Source organism: Pseudomonas brassicae (genome assembly GCF_010671725.1).
GTDB classification, from domain to species: Bacteria; Pseudomonadota; Gammaproteobacteria; order Pseudomonadales; family Pseudomonadaceae; genus Aquipseudomonas; species Aquipseudomonas brassicae.
In genome coordinates this window covers 1-20,915 of record NZ_JAAHBU010000199.1, presented here as the reverse complement: position 1 = coordinate 20,915, position 20,915 = coordinate 1, and the positions used below count along the sequence as shown (strand labels likewise).

General features: G+C 64.5%; 14 protein-coding genes and 7 pseudogenes. 16 read left to right on the top strand and 5 right to left on the bottom strand.

What is annotated here, in order from left to right; translation table 11 throughout:
• From G3436_RS15035 to G3436_RS15015, 5 genes and pseudogenes are all read left to right on the top strand, one after another.
• A partial coding sequence (locus G3436_RS15035; RefSeq protein WP_178116471.1) for an aldo/keto reductase occupies positions 1 to 238 on the top strand: 238 nt, incomplete at its 5' end.
• A gap of 29 nt (positions 239 to 267) precedes the next feature.
• Complete coding sequence (locus G3436_RS15030; protein ID WP_163946322.1) at positions 268 to 1,158, top strand: ABC transporter permease; 891 nt, start codon at positions 268 to 270, stop codon at positions 1,156 to 1,158.
• A pseudogene (locus G3436_RS15025) lies at positions 1,155 to 2,808 on the top strand (dipeptide ABC transporter ATP-binding protein). The gene G3436_RS15030 and the pseudogene G3436_RS15025 overlap by 4 nt, the downstream one beginning before the upstream one ends.
• A 50-nt stretch (positions 2,809 to 2,858) precedes the next feature.
• Positions 2,859 to 4,067 carry an acyl-CoA dehydrogenase family protein gene (locus G3436_RS15020; protein ID WP_163946319.1) on the top strand — a complete coding sequence of 403 codons (1,209 nt, stop codon included), beginning with the start codon at positions 2,859 to 2,861 and terminating at the stop codon, positions 4,065 to 4,067.
• Between the two features lie 6 nt (positions 4,068 to 4,073).
• Positions 4,074 to 5,483: an MFS transporter gene (locus tag G3436_RS15015; RefSeq protein WP_243667160.1), complete on the top strand. Its 1,410-nt coding sequence runs from the start codon at positions 4,074 to 4,076 to the stop codon at positions 5,481 to 5,483.
• Here the strand turns inward: G3436_RS15015 and G3436_RS15010 are convergent, their stop codons facing one another.
• Together G3436_RS15010 and G3436_RS15005 are read right to left on the bottom strand one after the other, a co-directional pair.
• Positions 5,484 to 6,584, bottom strand: a complete 1,101-nt coding sequence (locus G3436_RS15010; protein WP_163946316.1) for a sigma-54 interaction domain-containing protein — start codon at positions 6,582 to 6,584, stop codon at positions 5,484 to 5,486.
• A 10-nt stretch (positions 6,585 to 6,594) separates the two neighbouring features.
• The gene (locus tag G3436_RS15005; RefSeq protein ID WP_163946313.1) at positions 6,595 to 7,782 is read right to left on the bottom strand and encodes an acyl-CoA dehydrogenase family protein; all 1,188 of its coding nucleotides are present in this window, start codon (positions 7,780 to 7,782) and stop codon (positions 6,595 to 6,597) included.
• 231 nt (positions 7,783 to 8,013) lie between these two features.
• Here G3436_RS15005 and G3436_RS15000 point away from each other — a divergent pair, with 231 nt between their 5' ends.
• The 3 genes from G3436_RS15000 to G3436_RS14990 all read left to right on the top strand — a co-directional run bounded on the left by G3436_RS15000 (position 8,014) and on the right by G3436_RS14990 (position 10,958).
• Positions 8,014 to 8,229 carry a TOBE domain-containing protein gene (locus tag G3436_RS15000; RefSeq protein WP_043862773.1) on the top strand — a complete coding sequence of 72 codons (216 nt, stop codon included), beginning with the start codon at positions 8,014 to 8,016 and terminating at the stop codon, positions 8,227 to 8,229.
• Positions 8,230 to 8,586: 357 nt separating this feature from the next.
• Positions 8,587 to 9,717, top strand: a complete 1,131-nt coding sequence (locus tag G3436_RS14995) for an aminotransferase class I/II-fold pyridoxal phosphate-dependent enzyme (protein WP_163946310.1) — start codon at positions 8,587 to 8,589, stop codon at positions 9,715 to 9,717.
• A gap of 32 nt (positions 9,718 to 9,749) precedes the next feature.
• Entirely contained in the window at positions 9,750 to 10,958 is a 1,209-nt protein-coding gene (locus G3436_RS14990; RefSeq protein WP_163946307.1) for a glycosyltransferase, read from the top strand.
• Here G3436_RS14990 and G3436_RS14985 read toward each other — a convergent pair.
• Positions 10,904 to 11,833 (bottom strand): site-specific integrase, encoded by a 930-nt coding sequence (locus G3436_RS14985; RefSeq protein WP_163946305.1) that lies wholly within the window; start codon positions 11,831 to 11,833, stop codon positions 10,904 to 10,906. The two genes, G3436_RS14990 and G3436_RS14985, sit on opposite strands and share 55 nt — an antisense overlap.
• A 176-nt stretch (positions 11,834 to 12,009) precedes the next feature.
• On the opposite strand from G3436_RS14985, the pseudogene G3436_RS14980 reads away from it, so the two are divergent.
• Positions 12,010 to 12,998 (top strand): annotated as a pseudogene (locus tag G3436_RS14980) (DNA-binding protein).
• A 78-nt stretch (positions 12,999 to 13,076) separates the two neighbouring features.
• Here the strand turns inward: G3436_RS14980 and G3436_RS14975 are convergent.
• On the bottom strand, positions 13,077 to 13,595 hold the full coding sequence (locus G3436_RS14975; RefSeq protein ID WP_163946302.1) for a GNAT family N-acetyltransferase: 519 nt from the start codon (positions 13,593 to 13,595) through the stop codon (positions 13,077 to 13,079).
• 185 nt (positions 13,596 to 13,780) lie between these two features.
• Between G3436_RS14975 and G3436_RS14970 the strand changes: the two are divergent.
• From G3436_RS14970 to G3436_RS14950, 5 genes and pseudogenes are all read left to right on the top strand, one after another.
• Positions 13,781 to 15,092: pseudogene (locus G3436_RS14970) on the top strand (flavin-containing monooxygenase).
• A complete protein-coding gene (locus tag G3436_RS14965) occupies positions 15,092 to 15,502 on the top strand; it encodes a RidA family protein (protein ID WP_003182257.1) in 411 nt (136 codons plus the stop codon). The pseudogene G3436_RS14970 and the gene G3436_RS14965 overlap by 1 nt, the downstream one beginning before the upstream one ends.
• A gap of 10 nt (positions 15,503 to 15,512) precedes the next feature.
• Positions 15,513 to 16,187, top strand: a complete 675-nt coding sequence (locus G3436_RS14960; RefSeq protein WP_163946299.1) for a DUF1028 domain-containing protein — start codon at positions 15,513 to 15,515, stop codon at positions 16,185 to 16,187.
• A pseudogene (gene argE / locus G3436_RS14955) lies at positions 16,180 to 17,339 on the top strand (acetylornithine deacetylase). Before G3436_RS14960 ends, argE begins: the two are co-directional and overlap by 8 nt.
• Positions 17,340 to 17,484: 145 nt before the next feature.
• Positions 17,485 to 18,524 (top strand): annotated as a pseudogene (locus tag G3436_RS14950) (ABC transporter substrate-binding protein).
• Between the two features lie 31 nt (positions 18,525 to 18,555).
• Here the strand turns inward: G3436_RS14950 and G3436_RS14945 are convergent.
• Entirely contained in the window at positions 18,556 to 19,467 is a 912-nt protein-coding gene (locus tag G3436_RS14945; RefSeq protein ID WP_163946296.1) for a LysR substrate-binding domain-containing protein, read from the bottom strand.
• Between the two features lie 171 nt (positions 19,468 to 19,638).
• Here G3436_RS14945 and G3436_RS14940 point away from each other — a divergent pair.
• Positions 19,639 to 20,853 (top strand): annotated as a pseudogene (locus G3436_RS14940) (methyl-accepting chemotaxis protein); the annotation flags it as partial.
• Positions 20,827 to 20,915, top strand: a pseudogene (locus tag G3436_RS28965) (methyl-accepting chemotaxis protein); the annotation flags it as partial. The pseudogenes G3436_RS14940 and G3436_RS28965, both read left to right, overlap by 27 nt.

Sequence of the window (20,915 nt, the reverse complement as noted above, 5' to 3'; positions counted from 1 at the left end):
CCCCGCGCAACAGGCCATCGCCGGCTACGTGGCGCTGGCCCGCGAGCTGGACGTGAGCCCCGCGCAACTGGCCCTGGCCGCCGTGATCGGCAAGCCCTTCGTCAGCAGTGCACTGACCGGGCAGACCAGCCTGGTGCAATTGCGCGAGAACCTGGGGGCACTGACGCTGCAACTGAGCCCCGAGACCCTGGCGCGCATCGAGCAGATCCACGCGCTGATCCCCAACCCGGCGCCGTGAGCCGCCACCCCTTGTCTGTGGAGGTGCCCATGGCGCCCGTCAATCAAAGCGCAAGCCTGGGCCTGGTGCAGGCCGAGCCGTTGTTCGTCGCGCAGCGTCGCAGTGCGCGGCGCTGGGCCGTGCGCCCGGGCCTGATCCTGGCCGGGTTGTTCGTGTTGCTGCTGGTGATCGCGGCGATCCAGCCCGGCTGGCTGGTGGCGGGCGACCCGCTGGAGGCCAGCGCCCGTCAGGCGTTTCGCGCCCCCGACAGCCTGCACTGGCTGGGCACCGATGAAAACGGCCGCGACATTCTGACCCGACTGGTGTACGCGGTGCGTCCGTCGCTGGTACTGGGGCTGGCCGCCACTGCCATCGGCCTGCTGCTGGGCACCGTGTTCGGCCTGACGGCAGGCCTGGGGCCGCGCTGGCTGGACGGCGCCGTGATGCGCGGGGTCGACGTGCTGCTGGCATTCCCCGACCTGTTGCTGGCGCTGGTGATCATCACCTTCTTCGGCCAGGGCCAGCTCAACACCATCATCGCAGTGGGCATTGCCAGCGTGCCGCGCTATGCACGCCTGGTGCGTGCGCAAACCCTGGTGGTACGCGGCGCCGGCTACGTCGAGGCGGCCACCACGCTGGGCCTGGGGCGGGGATCGGTGATCGTGCGGCACGTGCTGCCCAATGCAATCAAACCGATCCTGATCCTGGCCACCATCGGCATCGGCGGCAACATCGTCGCTGGCGCCGCATTGAGCTTCCTGGGCTTTGGCGCACCGCCGCCCGCGCCGGAATGGGGCGGCATGCTCGCGATCGGCCGCAACTACCTGGCCAACGCCTGGTGGCTGGTGGCCTGGCCGGCCCTGGCTATCACATTGACCGTGGTCTCGATCAGTGCGATCGGCCGCGAACTGCTGCGCCGCAGCGAAGGTAAACGCCCATGAGCAATCCACCCCTGATCGATGTGCAAGACCTGCAGGTACGCTTCGGCGCGCACGCCGCGCCCACCCTCAAGGGCATCAGCTTCCAACTGCACCAGGGCGAGTGCCTGGCGCTGGTGGGCGAGTCGGGCTCGGGCAAGAGCGTCACCTCGCGCACCCTGGCCGGGCTGACCGGCGTCAATGCGCAGATCCAGGCCAGCCGCCTGTCATTCGCAGGCCACGACCTGCGCCAGTTCGACGAGCGCACCTGGCGCCAGGTGCGCGGCGCCCAGATCGGTTTTGTCATGCAGGACGCCCTGGGGTCGCTCGACCCCTTGCGCCCGGTGGGCAAGGAAATCGCCGAGCCGCTGCACCTGCACACCATGCTGGACCGCGCCCAGCGCCAGGCCAAGGTGATCGAGTTGCTGCGCGCAGTGGGCGTGCCGGAACCCGAACTGCGGGCCCGGCAGTACCCGTACCAGCTGTCGGGCGGCTTGCGTCAGCGCGCGTTGATCGCCTCGGCGATTGCCTGCAACCCGCGCCTGCTGATTGCCGACGAACCCACCACCGCGCTGGACGCCACCGTGCAGGCGCAAGTACTGGCCCTGCTCGAATCACTGCGCGGCGACAGTACCGCGATGCTGATCGTCAGCCATGACCTGGCGGTGGTCTCGCGGCTGGCCAACCGCGTGGCGGTGATGCACAACGGCGTGATCGTCGAGCAAGGCAGCGTCGATGCCGTGCTGCACGACCCGCAGCATCCTTACACCCAATACCTGCTGCGTGCCGGCAGGGCCGTGCACTTTCGCCGCACCCCGGGGGCCGCGCGCGCAGCGCTGGCCATCGTGGCGGCACCTGCCCCGCAAGCCCCGCCGTTGCTGCAGGTGCGCGAGCTGAGCAAGGCGTTCAAGGGCCCGGACGGCAAGCTGCGCACCGTAGTCAACCAGGTGTCGCTGCAGCTGCGCCGTGGCAAGACCCTGGGCATCGTTGGCGAGTCAGGCTCCGGCAAGACCACCCTGACCCGCATGATCCTGGGGCTGGAAACCCCCGACAGTGGCGATATCCAGATCAAGGGCCAGCCCTGGCTGACACTTTCCGAGGCGCACAGGCGCAGCTGCGCCGCAGCATCCAGGTGGTGTTCCAGGACCCGCTCAGCTCATTTGACCCACGCTACAGCGTGCAGCGTGTGCTGTTCGAGGCGCTTGAGGTGGCAGGGCACAAGCGTGCCGACTGGACACGCCGCGCCGAAGAACTGCTCGGTCTGGTACGCCTGGACACGGCGCTGCTGGAGCGTCGCCCCATCGAGCTGTCGGGCGCCAGCGCCAGCGTATCGCGATTGCTCGCGCCCTGGCGGCCGGGCCGCAGATCCTGGTGTGTGACGAGCCGGTCTCGGCGCTGGATGTGTCGGTGCAGGCGCAGATTCTCGAACTGCTCGACGACCTCAAACAGCGCCTCGGCCTGGCGTGCCTGTTCATTTCCCACGACCTGGGCGTGATCAACCATGTCAGCGACGAGGTGCTGGTGATGAAAGACGGCGTGGCAGTGGAAAGCGGCCCGGTGCGCGAGGTGTTCGATCATCCGCAGCACCCTTACACACAGGCCTTGCTGGACGCCATCCCGCACCTGGAAAGCGGACGTCGCACGTCCTTCGAATTCCTCAAGTTGGCGATCTGAATACAGCACCGAACCAGCCTGATCTTTTTCAAACGCCCAAGGAGGCGCCAATGCCACATCTGTCCGAAGTACCCAAGCCCGCGTTGACCAGTGTCGCGCAGTTGCACGAGCGCCTGGACGCGCTGTTGCCGCAGATCGCCAGCGGTTCAGCCGAGCGTGAACGCGAGCGGCAATTGCCCTATGACGCGATCCGCCAACTGGCCGCCGCCGGCCTCTATACCGTGCGCATCCCCGTGGCCTACGGCGGCCCGGGTGGCGCGGTAGGCGATGTGATCAGCCTGCTGCTGCGGGTTGCGGCCGTGGACTCCAATGTCGCCCAGGCCATGCGCCCCGGCTTCGCCTTTGTCGAAGGCTTGCTGGCCGCCCGGCACGAGGGTGCCGAGCAGGAGCGCCAGCGCTGGTTCGCGCGCTACCTGGAGGGTGCGGTGCTGGGCAACGCCGGCTGGGAAGTGGGCGGTGCCAACGGCGCGATCAGCGCACGCATCGTGCGCGAGGGCGAGCACTACCGGGCCAGCGGCAGCAAGTACTACAGCACCGGCGCCTTGTACGCCGACTGGGTCAGCGCGGTAGCACTGGACGAACAGGATCAGCCGGTATCCTTCGTGCTGCCGCGCGAGCGTCTGGGGCTTGAGCTGGTGGATGACTTCGACGCCATGGGCCAACGCCTGACGGCCAGCGGCACCACGCGCCTCAACGATGTACAGGTACTGGCCAGCGAGATCCGTCCACGCACCGTGGAGGAGGGCAAGCGCACCATCGTCACGCCGTTCCTGCAGCTGTTCCTGGCCACGGTCGAGGCAGGTATCGCGCGCAACGCACTGGACGATGCGGTGCGCTTTGCCCGCGAGCACGCCCGGCCGATCAAGCACAGCAGTGCCAGCCAGTCGGTGGACGACCCTTATGTGCAACTGAGTGTCGGCGAGGTGGCGGCCCGTGCGTTCACCGCTGAAGCGGTGGTGCTCAAGGCCGCAGCGCGCATCGATCATGCCTGGGCCGTGCAACTGGACCCGCAGGCGGTCGACCTGGCGGCCATCGAGGTGGCACAAGCGCAATACATCGCTGCGGAATCGGCACTCAAGGCTGCCGAGCTGCTGTTCGATGTGGGCGGCGCCTCCACCACCGGGCGCAGCCATAACCTGGATCGGCATTGGCGCAATGCGCGCACCGTGGCCAACCACAACCCGCGCCACTGGAAGGCGGCAGCGGTGGGTACCTGGTACCTCAAGGGCACGCCGCCGCCCACCTCGGGACTGTTCTGAGTGAGCATGGCCGAACCGTTGCCCGGCACCCGGCCGCTGTCGCGCCGGGTGCCGATGATCATCGGCTGCGCCCTGTGCATGGAACTGATCGACGCCACTGTGGTGATGACCGCGCTGCCGCAGATGGCCAGCGACTTCGGTGCGCCCAGCGTGCGCATGAACCTGGTGGTGTCGCTGTACATGCTGGCCGCCGCGCTGTGTGTGCCGGTCAGTGGCTGGGCCGCAGACCGTTTCGGCCCGCGGCGGCTGTTCGTGGTGGCGATCGTGCTGTTCATCGGGGCGTCGCTGGCCTGTGCGGCCTCCACTTCGCTGTTGCAGCTGTGCCTGGCGCGCATGCTGCAGGGCGCCGCAGGGGCGATGATGGTGCCGGTGGGGCAGGTGATCCTGCTGCGCTGGTCGCCCCGCGAACACTTGCTGCGCAACCTGTCGTACCTGACCATCCCGGCACTGATCGGGCCCATGATCGGGCCGCCGCTGGGTGGGCTGATGGTGACGTTCGTGTCGTGGCACTGGATCTTCCTGATCAATGTGCCGATCGGCCTGCTCGGCATCGTGCTGGTGCTGCGCCACGTGCCGCACTACCCCGGTGTGCGAGGGCGGCGCCTGGACGGGCGTGGCTTGCTGCTCAGCGCTGTCGCGCTGGGCGCCCTGGTGTTCGGTTTCGAGGCGCTGGGGCATGGCTTGCTAGCGCGACCATGGGTGGCGCTGATGATTGCGCTGGGGATGCTGTGCGGCGCGCTGTACATCCGCCATGCACGCCGTTGCGCCGAACCGTTGCTGGACCTTTCGCTGCTGCGCATCCCCAGCTACGGCATCAGCTTCTGGGGTGGCAACGTACTGCGTCTGGGCACATCGTCATCGCCGTTTCTGCTGGTGCTGCTGTTTCAGCTGTGTTTTGGCCTCAGCCCCTTGCATGCGGGCTTGCTGACACTCGCCGGCGGTGCGGGTGCATTCCTGATGAAACTGCTGGCGGTGCGGGTGGTGCGGCGCTTCGGCATACGCCGTACGCTCACTGGCAATGCGCTGCTGACGGGGCTGAGCCTGGCCGCCTGCGCCAGCTTCACCAGCACCACACCGTACTGGGTCATCGTGCTGATGCTGTTTGGCAGCGCGGTGATTCGCTCGCTGCAATACAGCACCCTGGGGGCATTGACCTATGCCGATGTGCCAGCTGCCTTGAGCAGCCGGGCCAGCAGCCTGTCGGCAATGACGGTGCAATTGAGCATGAGCCTGTCGGTGGGCATCGCCGCCGCGCTGCTGGGGGTACTGATGAGCCTGCGCGGGCACCTCACCCCTGCCACCAGCGATGTGGCCTGGGTGATGCTGCTGTGCGGGGTAACATGCATGGCGTCGGCGCTGGTGTTTCGGCGCCTGGCGCCGAATGCCGGTAACGCGGTGTATGCCGCCCGCGAGTGATCAGATCGACAGGTTGAGCACGCGCTCGCCCTGCGTGGTGCCGGTGGGCCGGCGGCGGTTGACCGCCAGTTCACCGATCTTGATCAGGCGCGTGCGCGTGACATTGCGGCTCAGCCCCAGCAGGTTGGCGGTGTGCACCTGGTTGTAGTGGCTGAACCGGTAGGCCGCCCGTAGCAGGGCATCTTCGACCTGCTCGTGCAACGCACCGGCCTGCTCTTCGAACAGCTTGTGGAACGCCCGTTCGAGCAACCCCTGGGCCGAGTCGTCGGTGCTTGGGCTGTCGTCCTGACGCTCGATGCGCATGTTCGACAGGCGCAGGTCGTCCTGTTCGATCACGCCGTCACGGCAGATCAGCAGGGTGTGATGGATGACGTTTTCCAGCTCGCGGATATTGCCCGGCCAGCCATAGCTGCGCAGCTTCTGTTCGGCCTGGGCACTGAGCCTGACCTGGCCGTAGCCCAGGCGCTGGCTGTAGGCCTCGATGAAGTGGCGGGTCAGCGGCAGGATGTCGCCAGGGCGCTCGCGCAGCGGCACCAGCTCCAGGCTGACCACGTCCAGGCGGTAGTACAGGTCTTCGCGAAAGTGCCCGGCGTTTATCGCCTTTTCCAGTTGCACGTTGGTGGCGGCCAGCACCCGCACGTTGATGGGGATGCTTTTGCGCGAGCCCAGGCGCACCACTTCGCGTTCTTGCAGCACACGCAGCAGCTTGACCTGGATCGGCATCGGCAAATCGCCGATCTCGTCGAGGAACAAGGTGCCGCCGTTGGCTTCCTCGAACCAGCCGGCCTTGGCGGCGAGGGCGCCGGTGAACGCACCTTTTTCGTGGCCGAACAGCTCGGCTTCCACCAGCGACTCGGAGAACGCGCCGCAATTGACTGCCACGAACGGCTTGTCACGCCGGCCGCTGAGGTTGTGGATGTGACGTGCCACCAGCTCTTTGCCGGTACCGGTCTCACCGATGATCAGCACACTGGCTTCGCTCGGCGCCACCTGTTGCAAGTGCGCCAGCAGCGCCCGTGACTTGGGGTCTTCGAACACTTGCGCGGTGGCGCGGATCGAGGTGGCCAGGGCAGGCGAGGGCGGTAGGGTCAACAATTGCATGGCAGTCACACTATGAATAGAACGTCGGAATCGGCAGGCGCTGGTTCAAGGCCCAGTCGCCCAGTTCATGGAGTTTGTAGTCGAGCGGGTCGTGCAGGCTTTGCGTGCGCAGGTTGCGCCAATGCCGGTCGAGCCCCACCGAGGCCTGTGTCGCGCGGGCACCGGTGACTTCGAAGACCTTGCTGCACAGCTCCAGCCCGTCGCGGCTGGCCGCGACCTTGGCGGTGGCGATTGCCACTGCCACCTGGCCACGCTGCTCGGCGCTCAATGCGGCGCCTTTGGCCCAGGCCTGGTCGAGTGCCTGGGCGGCGTGATCGAGCAACAGGCGCGCGCCCTGCAGACGCACCCAGAAGTCGCCGAAGTGGCCCAGCACGTAGGGGTCTTCATGGCTGCTGTGGGCACTGGACTTGAACCAGGGGCGGGTCTCCTTGAGGGTGTACTGGCGCGCTTCCTCGAAGGCGCCTTCGGCGATGCCGAGAAAGATGTTGGCAAAATGCAGTTGCGCAATCAGTGGGCGCAGGCAGGCGAAGGGCGTGCTCAAGGGGCCGGGGTCGAGCAGCAGGTCGCTTTCTTCGACGCGCACGCGCTCGAAGGTGGCGCTGCCGCTATCGGTCTGGCGCTGGCCCATGTTGTTCCAGTCGTTGTGCAGCGTGATACCGGTGCGCCCGCTTGGGATTGCGGCGATCAGCAGTTTGCCGCCGGCGCTTTCATCGACCGCCGAGGCGATCAGCATCTCGGAGTCGCTGGCACCCGAGCAGAAGCTTTTCTTGCCGGAGAACTCACGCCAGCTGCCGTGGTCACGCACCACTGTGCGGGTGTCGAGAGGGTTTAGCGCATTGCCCCAGAACCAGTTTTTGCGTGCGGTCAATTCAAACCATGGCTGCCATTGCTCGGCGCCACCAAACAGCCGCACGGTGGCCAGCATCAGATGATGAAAGCCGAACACGTGTGCGATCGAGCTGTCGACGCGGGCGAACGCACGCACCACCTCGAAGGTTTGCGTCCAGTTGGCGCCCAGGCCGCCAAATTCGTGCGGGATGCTCAGTGCCAGCAGGCCACTGCCGCGCAGGGCATCGCGTTCGGCCTTGGGCGTACCGCCCTGGCGATCACGCTCGACCACGCTGCGGGCAAACTCAGTGGCCAGGTCTTGGGCGATGAGCAACGGGGAAGCTTGTGAAGTGTGCAACGTGGCGCTCACGCGGGTTACCTGTGCAGATAAGGTTCAGGCCTTGCGGCCAGACTTCATGGATCCTAAATGATCTAAAAAACCATAGATAAATAACGTTTAGGCATTTGCATATGCGTAATCGCATATTCCCATAAAGAATATATTTCTCGTTATTTATTCTTTTTGATTTTTAGTCGAGGGGTGCACTCTGCTCATCACGCACTGCAACCACGGTGCCCCCTACCGTTAAGGAGCTACACCATGACCATCAAGGCGATCAACGTACGCAACCAGTTCAAGGGCACCATCAAGGAGATCATCGAAGGCCCGGTGGTCTCGGAAATCGACGTACAGACCCAGGCCGGCATCGTCACCTCGGTGATCACCACCCGCTCGGTGCATGAGTTGGAGTTGCGCATTGGCAGTGAAGTGATTGCCTTTGTGAAATCCACCGAGGTGTCGATTGCCAAGCTATAACCGTTCGATCGCACGCTTATTCGCAACATGACTGAAAACCTGTGATTTGTGTCAGTAGCCCGCGCCGGTAGTCCTCCTTAGCATGGAGGTAACTGGCACGGACGCTGCAAACAGTCATGGGGGAAGCCGTCATGCATGCGTCACCGAATAGCGAGCACGCCGATAATTTCTTTTCACGTAGCGCCCACGGCATGGCGCAAAGCTTCAGCAATGCAGCCGCGGCGGGCACTGACCAGTCGCGGCTGCGCAGCGCCCGCATCGGGGCGCAAGGGGCCTGGGTAGAGCACCTGCCATGCGTGGGGTTTGCGCCCCCCCGTGCCGGCAATCGATGCGCAATCACCTGAAGCGGGTGTTTTCATGTTGTGTGGCTGCTCTTACCTGAGCGCGCCGTTCTGGCCAGAAACCGTGGCGGCGGCCCACCACGCCATTGATACGCATGGTGTCGGTACCTATGGTTCAGCACCGTTGTCGGGCGAGACGCACTTTCACGAGCAGGTGAAACAGGCGTTGGTGGACATCTACCGTCCCGAAGACGGCGTTGCCTTCCTTACGGTCAGCGCCAGCCTGGCCAATATCACAGCGCTGCCGATGCTGGTGGGCCACGGCGATACGGTCTTTGCCGATGCCGAAAGCCATATGACGTTGATGCAGGGCTTCATGCTGTCGCAGGCCAAGGTTCAGCGCTTTGCGCACAACGACCTGTTGCAACTCGAACGCCAGTTGATCGCTGCCCAGGAGCAAGACCCTACCCATGCACATCGGCGCCTGATCGTCAGTGATGGTGTGTTCAGCATGAGTGGGCATGTGTGCAACTTGCCCAGGCTGGTGGAGCTGGCTGGCGAGTATCACTGTCGCCTGCTGATCGACGAGGCACATGCGCTGGGTGCGCTCGGGCCCAGGGGGCGGGGCACCGCCGACTACTGGGGCATGGACCCGGCCTGTATCGACGTGATCACCGGCACGTTGGCCAAGGCCGTGGGGGCACAGGGTGGCTACATTGTGTGCAGTGACGCACTGGCCAAGGCGGTGAGCTACGAGTACGCGACCAACCGGGTATTTTCCTCGGGCATTCCGGCGTCGATAGCGGCCGCAGCGGTTGAAGTGCTGCACCAGATAAACGCGTGGCGTGAGCCTCAGCCGCCCGTTCCAGCGACAACATTCAGCCAGATGTATGTCAGGCAACAGCGCAACACGCAGATTATGCGCAGCCATCTGCGCTTGCTGCGCCAGCGCGGTGTCAACACCGAACCGGACGCCTTGCCGGGGCCGATCCAGCGCATCGTGGTGGGTGATGAGCAGAAGCTCTTCGCCATACAGGCGCGTCTGTACCAGCGTGGGGTGTACGTGGTAGGCGTGGTTTACCCGGCGGTGCCCAAGGGCCAGGACCAGTTCCGCATCACCGTGATGCCTGCATTCACCCCTGCGCAGATGGAATACTGCGCCAGGACGATTGTGGAGGTGGTCAGCGAGGTGCTTGCGTGCTCTTGAGCGTGCTTGAAGTGATCGTTGGCCTGTCCAACGTGATCCTGGGCGTGTTGCTGCTGTTTCACGTGCGCTCAGCCTTGCGGGCAACGATTGGGCCGTGCTCGCAAGAGCCCGCTCAAGGCAACGTGGCCATCATGATTCCCTTCTTCAACGAACCTCATGACACCCTGATCGATGCACTCAACGCTATCGAGCAGCAGGATTACCTGGGCCGAATTGAAATCATCCTGGTGGATGATGGGTCGACCAACGACACGTCAGTCCATGTACGACGCTGGCTGGCCCAGCGCCGCCACTGGCGTTATCACCTCGAAGTGCTCGAGCGCAACGGTGGTAGAAAAGGCAAGGCCCTGGACATCGCAATGGGCCTGGTCAGCCGAATGGCCGAGGTGGTGACGGTTATCGACAGCGACACGCTGCTGGCACCGTCGGCCTTGCAGAGGGCGATGGATGTATTGCTACAGGATGAAAGGAACGTGGCGTGCTGCGGCCTCATCATCCCGATGCAGCGCCAGGGTAACCTGGTCGAGAAACTTCAGTATTACGAACACACCGGTTTCCTGCTGGCGGTCAAGCATGCGCAATCGAAGATCGGCAAGGTAGCGGTGATTGCCGGTGCGTTTTCGTTGCACCGTACCTGGGCGCTCAAGGAGTTGGGAGGCTGGGGTCAGTGGCTGGTGGAAGATGTAGCGTGGACATGGAAAGCGTTGGCCAACGGCTACAGGATCGTTTACGCCGAGGACGCCATCGCCTATACGGTCTGCCCGTCGTCGTTCACACAGCTGTTCAGGCAGCGCAGGCGCTGGGCCCGCGGCAAGGTGGAAGCGGTGGTTGCCGCGTGGCAGACCTCCCGCTGGCAGTCCGTGCTGCTGATGCCGTGGACTCTGCTGTGGGGACAGATCAGTTTTCTCCCTTGCCTGCTGATTGCCCCTGCGCTGGCGTGGGTACCGGGCAGTTCGGGACTGGCCGTGATGGTGACGCTGAATGTCGGGCTGATGATCGTCCTGTACCTGCTGGCACATAAGCGTGACCCGAACCATCGCCGCGTCGCGCGGGGTGCAAGAATCAGCGCCGCGCTCAAGGCAACGGCCTGCAACCTGCTGTTTGACGTCATCAATATCCCGGCCAACCTGCTTGGGGTGGTGGATGGGGTGTGCAACAGACCGAAGGCGTGGCTCACCCGTCTCCCTCACGGGGCCGGCAATAGCGCCAGCTCGCCAAACGATGCCGATGCATCCACATAACGCAGCGCCGATTTCATGTCGCGCCAGCCAACGTGGGCCATCAGCGCCTTGAGGTCCCAGCCATTGCCGCTGGCCCAGGTGGCAAAGCCACGGCGTAGCGAGTGGCTGCTGTACAGGCTGGCGGGCAGCCCGGCACTGGCGAAGATCCTGCGCAGCAGCGCGATCAGGCTGGCGCTGTTGAGCGCCTGTTCGCTCAGGTTGCCCCAGCGGTCGAGCTTGCGAAACACCGGGCCGTGGGCGATGCCGGCGACGGTGATCCAGTCCAGGTAGGCCTGTACCGGGCACAGGGTTTTGAGCGCCGGTGCGCGGTGGTGCACGCCGCGGCCCTGACGGTCGCCCTTGCTCTGCGGCAGGTAGAGCTGCATGCCCACACCTGCGTGGGCCTGAACATGCTCGACGCGCAGGCGCGCCAGTTCATCCCCGCGAAACCCACGCCAGAAGCCGATCAGCAGCAACGCGATGTCACGCCTTGCACGCAGCAGCGTCGGCAGGCAGTGCTCGCGCTGCGCCTGCTCGGCCCGGGCGTGCAGGGTACTGATGGTCTGCTGCAGGTGCTCCAGCGTCAACGCTGCCGCCTGGCGTTGCTCGGCCGGGTGCACGGCACGGATGCCCTTGAGCATCTGGCGCACCAGCGGCGCCTTGGTCGGGTCGGGGAAGCCCTGGCTGGTGTGCCATTGGCCAAGGGCAGCCAGGCGCTGGCGCAGGGTATTGATCGAGTGCTGTTCGGCGTAGTCCGCCAGATAACGCGCGATGCTGTCGGCGGTGGCCGGCAGGAACCCGCCCCAGGTCACCTCGAAGTGCTCCACTGCAGCGCGATAGCTGCGTCGGGTGTTCTCCCGCACGGCGGCGTCCAGGTAGCGATCGAGAGTATTCATGGGCGGTTCTCTGCTGGCGTACGCCTGAGCGACGCGATAGTGCGATTTTGAGGCATCACATGTGATAAGCCGTGATTATTTCATCTTTTAATCAAAAACCAATAGGCATTATTTTCAGCTCAGGTAGTATGTATTTACATTGTACGTACCACATTACGAAATCGTAGGAGAGTCCCATGGCCCGCGGCGGCATCAATAAGGCAATCGTGCAGAAGGCGCGCCAGGCGCTGCTGGCCCGTGGCGAACCCCCAGCATCGACGCGGTACGTATCGAGCTGGGCAACACGGGCTCCAAGACCACGATTCACCGCTACCTGAAGGAGCTGGACGCGCAGCAACCGACGCTTGCGGCGGATAAACCCGGCATGAGTGACGCGCTGGCCAACCTGGTCAGCCAGCTGGCGCAGCAGTTGGTGGAGGAGGGCGATGCGCGCATCGAGGCCGCGCAGGATGTGTTCGAGCATGAAAAGGCGGCATTGCAGGCAGAGCTTTACGCCAGCCAGCAGGCGCTGGCAGCCTTGCAGCAGCAACATCAGATCCAGGCGCAGGCGCTGGCGGTGGAGTCGGCGGAGCTTGCCACCACGCGCAGCGCCTTGCAGACCGAGCAGACACGCAATGCCACGCTGAACCAGGCGGTGGGCGAGCTCAACCTGCGCCTGACCGACAAGGACGAACAGATCCAGTCACTGGAAGACAAACACCAGCATGCACGCGACGCGCTGGAGCATTACCGTACTGCCACGCGTGAGCAGCGCGAACAGGACCAGCGCCGCCACGAGGCTCAAGTGCAGCAGTTGCAGGTGGAGGTGCGTCAGTTGCAGCAGAGCCTGATCGTCAAGCAGGACGAACTGACGCGGCTCAACCGTGACAATGAGCGGTTGCTGGTGGAGTCGCGGCAGGTGCAGCGCGAGCGGCAAGGCTTGCAGGACCAGCAGCAACAACAGGCGCTGGAGATCAAGACGCTGATGGGCAGCCTGGCGCAGTCACTGGGGGCGCGTGAAGAGTTGTTGCGTCAGAACCAGGTGCTGGGGCAGCAGGTGGAACAGGGGGCGGGTGAGCATCAGCGGCAGTTGCAGGTGATCGAGCAATTGCAGCGTTCTATCGACGAGCGTGAGGTGTTGCTGGAGGCATTGCGCGAAGCAGCCAAGCCGGTGCCGGGCGACTGATGCCTTTGCATCACACAGAGGCATGGCCGAACCAAGCTTCGTTGGTTCGGCTCCAGGTCATGATGGGGCCTCAAGCCTCTAGCTCGAATCCTGCAACCACAGCCGCATCGCACGCCGCCCCTGCAACCCCCGCGACACCTCATACGCCAACTGCCGTCGCAACAGGTCGCTCAACGCCGCACCGTCCACCACCTCGAACCCCAACCGCGCATAAAACGGCGCATTCCACGGCACCTCGAGGAACGTGGTCAGGGTCATGGCCTTGAAGCCCTGCGCCTGCGCGTAGTGCCGCGCGGCAGCCATCAACTGGCGACCCAACCCTTGCCCCTGCTGCGCGTGCGCCACAGCCAGCTCCTCGATATGCAGAGCCTCGCCGAACGCCGTCGCACACACAAAGCCCACGGGCCGGTCCTGCTCATCCACCACCAGCCACTCAAGCCCCGCCGCCACGAATTCAAGATGCTCGACCTTGCTGAGCACGTTATGCCCCGCGATCCAGGCCAGTGCAGGCAGGCTCAGGAACGCAGCCGCCGAGCGTTCGATGGCTGGCAGCAGGTAGGCGTCTTCACGGGTGGCGAGGCGAAGCGTGAAGGGCATGGACGGCGCTCGAAAATGACAACGCTGCACAGTCTGGATAAAGCACCAGGGTTGTGCAAGACGAGCACGATTGGACGTTTGAGGGGCACGCTTTTTCCTTGTCAGTGGCCACATAAATCATAATTTCGCTAATACCCGGCGGCGCACAGAATGCGGGCAACCCCCTCATGCAGAAGCACACCGCCATGACCGCAGATAACACTCGAATTGATACGCTCGTCGTAGGCGCCGGTCAGGCCGGCGTGGCGATGAGCGAACACCTGGGCCGCCTCGGTGTGTCGCACCTGGTGCTTGAGCGCAACCGCATTGCGCAAGCCTGGCGCACCGGGCGCTGGGACTCGCTGGTGGCCAACGGGCCAGCCTGGCATGACCGCTTCCCAGGGCTGGAATTCGAAGACCTGGATGCCGACGCCTTCGCCGGCAAGGACCAGGTGGCCGACTACTTCGAAACCTACGCAAAAAAAAATCAATGCACCGATTCGCACCGGCGTGGATGTACTCAAGGTCGAACGCAACGAGGGTCGCCCGGGCTTTACCGTACACACCTCCCAGGGCGTGATCGAAGCCAACCAGGTGGTGGTTGCCACGGGCCCGTTCCAGCGCCCGGTGATTCCGCCCATCGCGCCGCAGCTGGCAGGGATCGAGCAACTGCACTCGGCCGATTACCACAACCCGCAGCAACTGCGCGAAGGCGCGGTACTGGTAGTAGGCGCGGGCTCTTCGGGCGTGCAGATCGCCGATGAACTGCAACGCGCCGGCAAGCCGGTGTACCTGTCGGTAGGCGCACATGACCGGCCGCCGCGCGCCTATCGCAACCGTGACTTCTGCTGGTGGCTGGGCGTGCTTGGCCTGTGGGACGCCGAGGGCGTGCAGCCCGGCAAGGAGCACGTGACCATTGCCGTGAGCGGCGCACGCGGCGGGCATACCGTGGACTTTCGCCGGCTGGCGCACCAGGGCATCACGCTGGTGGGCCTGACCCGGGCTTTCGATCAAGGTGTGGCCAGCTTTGAAAGCAACCTGGCCGACAATATCGCCCGAGGCGACGAAAACTACCTGGCGCTGCTGGATGCCGCCGATGCCTATATAGAACGTAATGGCCTGGACCTGCCCCTTGAGCCCGAGGCGCGCCACATGCTGGCCGACCCGCAATGCCTGACGCACCCGATCCTGCAACTGGACCTGGCCAAGGCCGGCGTCACCTCGATCATCTGGGCCACGGGTTACTCGACCGATTACAGCTGGCTGCAGGTGGACGCCTTCAAGGCCGACGGCAAACCGCAGCACCAACGCGGCGTGTCCAGCGAGCCGGGTATCTATTTTGTCGGCCTGCCGTGGTTGTCACGTCGCGGCTCGGCGTTTATCTGGGGCGTGTGGCACGACGCGCGACACATCGCCGAGCACATCGTGAAGCAACGCACCTACTTCGACTACAAGGACGCCGCGCAACGCGAGGCTACCCACCACGACTCGAACGTTCAGCAACTGGGAGTACGTTGATGCCTACCCATACGCGCATCCGCATGTTCAACACCAAAGACACCTACCCCAACCAGACCCTGGACAACGACCTGTGCCAGGCCGTGCGCGCCGGCAACACGGTGTATGTACGCGGCCAGGTCGGTACCGACTTCGACGGCCAACTGGTCGGCCTGGGCGACCCGCGGGCCCAGGCCGAGCAAGCCATGCGCAACGTCAAGCAACTGCTGGAGGAGGCCGGCAGCGACCTCAGCCATATCGTCAAGACCACCACCTACCTGATCGACCCGCGCTACCGCGAGCCGGTGTACCAAGAGGTCGGTAAATGGCTCAAGGGCGTGTTCCCGATCTCCACCGGGCTTGTGGTCAGTGCCCTCGGCCAGCCGCAGTGGCTGATGGAAATCGATGTGATCGCGGTGATCCCCGAATAAGGAGCTGCACATGACGTTCTCTATCGTGGGGCGCTGCGCCGAAACCGGCCAGCTGGGTATCGCTATCAGCTCATCGAGCATTGCCGTAGGCGCGCGGTGCCCCTGGCTGCGCGCCGGTGTAGGCGCAGTGTCGAGCCAGAACATCACCTTGCCGGCACTCGGCCCGCAGATCCTCGATGGCCTGGCCAGCGGCCTGGCGCCCACCGCGGCGCTGGACCAGGCGTTATCCAGCAACGGCTACGGGCAGTATCGCCAGGTCGCGGTAGTGGATGCCGGCGGGCGTACCGCGATCTTCAGCGGCAGCCATGCACTGGGCACGCACAACGCCGTAGCGGGCGATCAATGCGTGGCTGCGGGCAACCTGCTGGCCAGCCGTGAGGTGATCGAGCACATGGTGTCGGCCTTCGAGCGCAGCGAGGGCAGCCTCGCGGCCCGCTTGCTCGATGCCTTGCAGGCGGGGCAGAACGCCGGCGGCGAGGCGGGTGCGGTGCACTCGGCGGCGCTTTCAGTGGTGGGCGAACTGACCTGGCCGATCGTCGACCTGCGCGTCGACTGGGCCGACGAAAACCCGATCGGTGAACTGCACAAGCTGTGGGTCGCCTATGAGCCTCAGTTGCAGGACTACCTGACCCGCGCCCTGAACCCGACGCTGGCGCCCAGCTATGGAGTACCTGGCGATGAGTGAATGGCGCAGCCGCAGCTTGCTGGCACAGCTGGTCGGCTTTGCAACGGTCAGCCGTGACTCCAACCTGGCATTGATCGAGTTCGTGCGCAGTTACCTGCACGAGCTGGGTGTGGCCTGCGAACTGATCTACAACGCCGAACGCACCAAGGCCAACCTGCTCGCCAGCATCGGCCCGGCCGAGGAGGGTGGCGTGGTGCTTTCGGGCCACACCGACGTGGTGCCGGTGGACGGCCAGGCCTGGACGGTGGAGCCGTTCGTGCTCAGCGAACGCGACGGCAAGCTGTATGGGCGCGGCACTGCCGACATGAAAGGCTATCTGGCGTCGGTGCTGGCCGCCGTGCCGCTGTTTCTTGCAAGCCCGCTGCGCCGGCCCGTTCACCTGGCGTTTTCGTACGACGAAGAGGTCGGCTGCCTGGGCGTGCGCAGCCTGCTCGACGTACTGCCACAACGCATCCCGGCACCCGCACTGTGCCTGATCGGCGAGCCCACCGAACTCCAGCCGGTACTCGGGCACAAAGGCAAGCTGGCGATGCGCTGCCATATAAAAGGCGCAGCGTGCCATTCGGCGTATGCGCCTTATGGCGTGAACGCCATCGAGCACGCGGCACGCCTGATTGGCCACCTGGGCGAGATCGGCAAGCGCTGGCCGCCCCCGAGCTGCACGACGAGCGCTTCGACCCGGCGTACTCGACGGTGCAGGTGGGGACGATCCAGGGCGGTACCGCGTTGAACATCGTGCCCGCTGATTGCCGTTTCGATTTTGAAGTGCGCGCGCTACCCGATTTCGCCCCGCAAACGGTGGCCGATCAATTGCAAGCGTACGCCGCCCGCGAGCTGGAGCCTGCGATGCAGGCGGTGAATGCGCACAGTGCCATTCATTTCGAGCCGTTGTCGAGCTACCCGGGCCTGGCCACGCCACCCGAAAGTGCCGCCGCGCAACTGGTTGCCCGCCTGTGTGGCAGCGAGGCCTTCAGTACGGTGGCATTCGGTACCGAGGGCGGGCTGTTCGACCAGGCCGGGATACCGGCAGTGGTCTGCGGGCCGGGCAACATGGAGCAGGGCCACAAACCGGATGAATACATCAGCGTCGAGCAGTTGGCCGCATGTGATCGATTGATGGAGCGCCTGGCGGCTTACCTGAGCCAGGCCTGAATGCAAGACCAGAAGACCGGCGACTACAGCCGGCTACCGTTGCACCTTTTCACTGCCGTAGAGCAGGACGACCGCCACCCGGTTGCCTAACAACACCCCTATACCGCCGCGCACGGGCGCGCCGGTCTTGTCGAGGAAGTGATCCATGTCCATATCCTTGCGTTGCAGTGTTCCGTTTGCCCTGGCCCTGTTGAGCAGCAGTGTTTTCGCCGCACCGCAGAACCTCACCGTCATCTCCTTTGGCGGCGCCACCAAGCAGGCCCAGGACAAGGCGTACTTTCAGCCGTTCAACGCCAGCGGCGCCGGCACCATCGTGGCCGGTGAGTACAACGGCGAGCTGTCCAAGATCAAGGCCATGGTGGATGTCGGGCACACCAGTTGGGACGTGGTCGAAGTGGAAAGCCCGGAGCTGTTGCGCGGCTGTGATGAAGGGCTGTTCGAGAAGCTTGACCAGCGCGCTTTGGCGACGCTGCCCAGTTCGTGCCCGGCACCTTGAGCGAGTGTGGCGTGGCCACCTACGTCTGGTCGATGGTCATGGCGTATGACCAGGGCAAGCTGGCCAAGGCGCCGAGCTCGTGGGCCGACTTCTGGAATGTCGCCGACTTCCCTGGCAAGCGCGGCTTGCGCAAGGGTGCCAAGTACACGCTGGAGATCGCGCTGCTGGCTGACGGGGTCAAACCCGATGAGCTGTACAAGGTGCTGGGTACGCCAGAAGGTGTGTCGCGCGCTTTCGCCAAGCTCGACCAGATCAAGTCCAGCATCCAGTGGTGGGAAGCCGGGGCGCAACCGGCGCAGTGGTTGATTGCCGGTGATGTGGTGATGAGCGCCGCGTACAACGGGCGTATCGCTGCGGCGCAGAAGGAAGGCATGAAGTTGAGTATCGTGTGGCCGCAGAGCCTGTTCGACCCCGAGTACTGGGCCGTGGTGAAGGGCACGCCGAACAAGAAACTGGCCGAGGACTTCATCGCGTTTGCCAGCCAGCCGCAGACCCAGAAGGTATTCTCCGATAACATCCCTTATGGCCCGGTGAACAAGCAGGCGCTGGCCTTGCTGCCAGCCGATGTGCAGAAGCAGTTGCCGACTGCCGAAGCCAACCTGGCCCAGGCCCGCGCAGTGGATGCGGCGTTCTGGGTTGACCATGGCGAGGAGCTGGAGCAGCGCTTCAACGCCTGGGCAGCACGCTAGTCGGGTACCCCCGTGGTGGCGGCCGGCAGGATCACGCAAGCCACGCCTTGAACTGCTCCTTGCAGTAATCCACGAACAGCTGCGCAGGCTTGGTCAGCTGCGCACGCTTGAGCCAGGCGGCCACCAGGGCCGAGCCGGTCACATCTTCGGCGATATTCACGCACACCAGTTGCTGCCCATCGTAGGTCAGGGTTGAACTCGGCCGCGTCACCAGCACCGCAAAACCGAACCCCTGGCCCACCATGCCGCGCACCATCTCTATCGACGGCGAGCTGAACACGATGTTCGGGCTCAGCCCCAGCTCTTCGAAGATGCTCACGAAATAGGTGCGGCTAGGCTGCACATCCAGCAGGATCATCGGCTCCAGCGCCAGGTCACGCAGCGACACCTGCGCCTGGCCGGCGAACCGGTGCCCGGCCGGCAGCAGTGCATAAGGCCGCTGTGGCGCGGTCAATGCCTCGGTCTGGATGGTGCTGTCCAGGTCGTGCTCGTAAAAGATTGCCAGGTCGAAACGCCCCCCGGTCAGCCCCTGCACCAGTTCCTGCTGTTCACCGTCCTGCAGGCGAATCTGCACCCCGGGGAAGCGCTGGCCAAAGCCTGCGATCAGCCGCGGCAGGTACAACGGGGCAACCGTCTCGAAGCAGCCGATGTCGATCTGCCCGCTGACCACATCATTGTCGGCCAGGGCGTTCTGCTCGAACTCATGGGCCATGCGCAGCAGTTCCTGGGCCTTGCGGTAAAACCGCGCGCCCCCCGGAGTGAGCGATACCCCCTGGGCGTGGTGGCGAATAAGCAGTTGTACCCCAAAGCCGTCTTCCAACCCCTTGATGGCCGTGGAGATCGAGGGCTGGGCGATGTACAGCTTGCGTGAGGCTTCGGCCACGCTGCCGCATTCGACGGTAGTGACGAAATACTTGAGCTGACGCAGGGTATACGACGCCACGGAACACCTCTGTTGGAAGATTTTGCCTACCTTACCGGCCCCTGGCCGTGCTTGCGCACATATTGATACGGATTTTAGGGGGGTAGGGGCATATTTTCCTTCAGAACTGTCCTGCAATGCCGATGACAGTTGACACGTCTTTCGCATTCGCTCGAACCCCTCGAGGAGGGAATGATGCACATAAAACTAAAAACAAAAGTGCTGTTACTGGCGGTGTTGCCAGTATTGGTCTTTGCCTTGGTGATCAGTGGCGCTGCCGACCGCATCCTGCGTCAACTGGCTGAAAGCGAAGTGACTGAAACCCGCGAGCGCCTGGTGGAGGAAAGCCGACAGAACCTGGAGCACTACATCCAGATCGGCATGGGCTCGGTGCAGCACCTGTACGACGCCGCCAGCCCCGGCGACACCGCCAGCCGCGCCCAGGCCGTGGCCATCCTGTCGAAGATCAAGTATGGCAAGGACGGCTACTTCTTCGGCCACGACTCCAAGATCGTGCGGGTGTTTCGTGGTGACAGCCCGGTGGACGTGGGCAACAACCTGAGCGAGCGCCGCGACCCCAACGGCGTGTACGTCAACCGCGAGCTGGTGCGCGTGGCCAAGGACGGCAGCCATTACGTCAACTACAGCTCGCCATTGCCGGGCAACGAGTCGGTACTGGTGCCCAAGCTTGCCTACAACCTGTACCTGCCCAAGTGGGACATGGCGCTGGGTACGGCTGTGAACCTGGATAACATCGAGCTGCGTATCCAGCAGCTGCGCGCCGACATCGACCAGCGCATCGCGTCGATCCTCACCAGTATCCTGGCCATCGCCGCGGTGCTGCTGGTGTGCCTGGGCATTGCCGGGCTGATGCTGAGCAACACGCTGCTGCGCCCGCTGCAATTGATGAAGGACAACCTCGATGACATCGCCGCAGGGGAGGGTGACCTGACCCGCCGCCTGCCAGCAGGCCCCGACGAGCTGGGCCAGCTGGCGGGTTCGTTCAACCGTTTCGTCGAGAAAATCCAGGGCCTGGTACGCCAGGTGGTGGAGCTCAGTGGCCAGTTGTCGATCCAGGTACAAGCGGTCGAGAGCCAGAGCCGACGCTCCGAAACCGCCATGGAACAGCAGCGCCACGAAACCGTGCAGGTCGCCACGGCGATCAACGAGATGTCGGCGGCCGCCCAGGAAGTGGCGCACAGCGCACAGAACGCCGCCAATGCAGCGCAGCAGACCGACAGCCAGGGGCAGCAGGCCAAGCAGGTGGTCGACGGCAGTATCCAGCGCATTCACGCGCTGGTTGAGGATATTCGCGGCAGTGAAACCTCGCTCGACAGCCTGCAGCAGGACGTGCAGTCGATCGTCGGGGTGCTGGGGGTGATCCGTTCGATTGCCGAGCAAACCAACCTGCTGGCCCTCAACGCGGCGATCGAGGCTGCGCGTGCCGGTGAAGCCGGGCGCGGCTTTGC

Excerpts from the sequence above, each read along its gene's own strand:
- G3436_RS15010 (WP_163946316.1), bottom strand. The coding sequence starts at position 6,584 with ATGCAATTGTTGACCCTACCGCCCTCGCCTGCCCTGGCCACCTCGATC.
- G3436_RS15030 (WP_163946322.1), top strand. The coding sequence starts at position 268 with ATGGCGCCCGTCAATCAAAGCGCAAGCCTGGGCCTGGTGCAGGCCGAG.
- G3436_RS14995 (WP_163946310.1), top strand. The coding sequence starts at position 8,587 with ATGTTGTGTGGCTGCTCTTACCTGAGCGCGCCGTTCTGGCCAGAAACC.
- G3436_RS15020 (WP_163946319.1), top strand. The coding sequence starts at position 2,859 with ATGCCACATCTGTCCGAAGTACCCAAGCCCGCGTTGACCAGTGTCGCG.
- G3436_RS14965 (WP_003182257.1), top strand. The coding sequence starts at position 15,092 with ATGCCTACCCATACGCGCATCCGCATGTTCAACACCAAAGACACCTAC.
- G3436_RS15015 (WP_243667160.1), top strand. The coding sequence starts at position 4,074 with ATGGCCGAACCGTTGCCCGGCACCCGGCCGCTGTCGCGCCGGGTGCCG.
- G3436_RS14960 (WP_163946299.1), top strand. The coding sequence starts at position 15,513 with ATGACGTTCTCTATCGTGGGGCGCTGCGCCGAAACCGGCCAGCTGGGT.
- G3436_RS15000 (WP_043862773.1), top strand. The coding sequence starts at position 8,014 with ATGACCATCAAGGCGATCAACGTACGCAACCAGTTCAAGGGCACCATC.
- G3436_RS14985 (WP_163946305.1), bottom strand. The coding sequence starts at position 11,833 with ATGAATACTCTCGATCGCTACCTGGACGCCGCCGTGCGGGAGAACACC.
- G3436_RS14975 (WP_163946302.1), bottom strand. The coding sequence starts at position 13,595 with ATGCCCTTCACGCTTCGCCTCGCCACCCGTGAAGACGCCTACCTGCTG.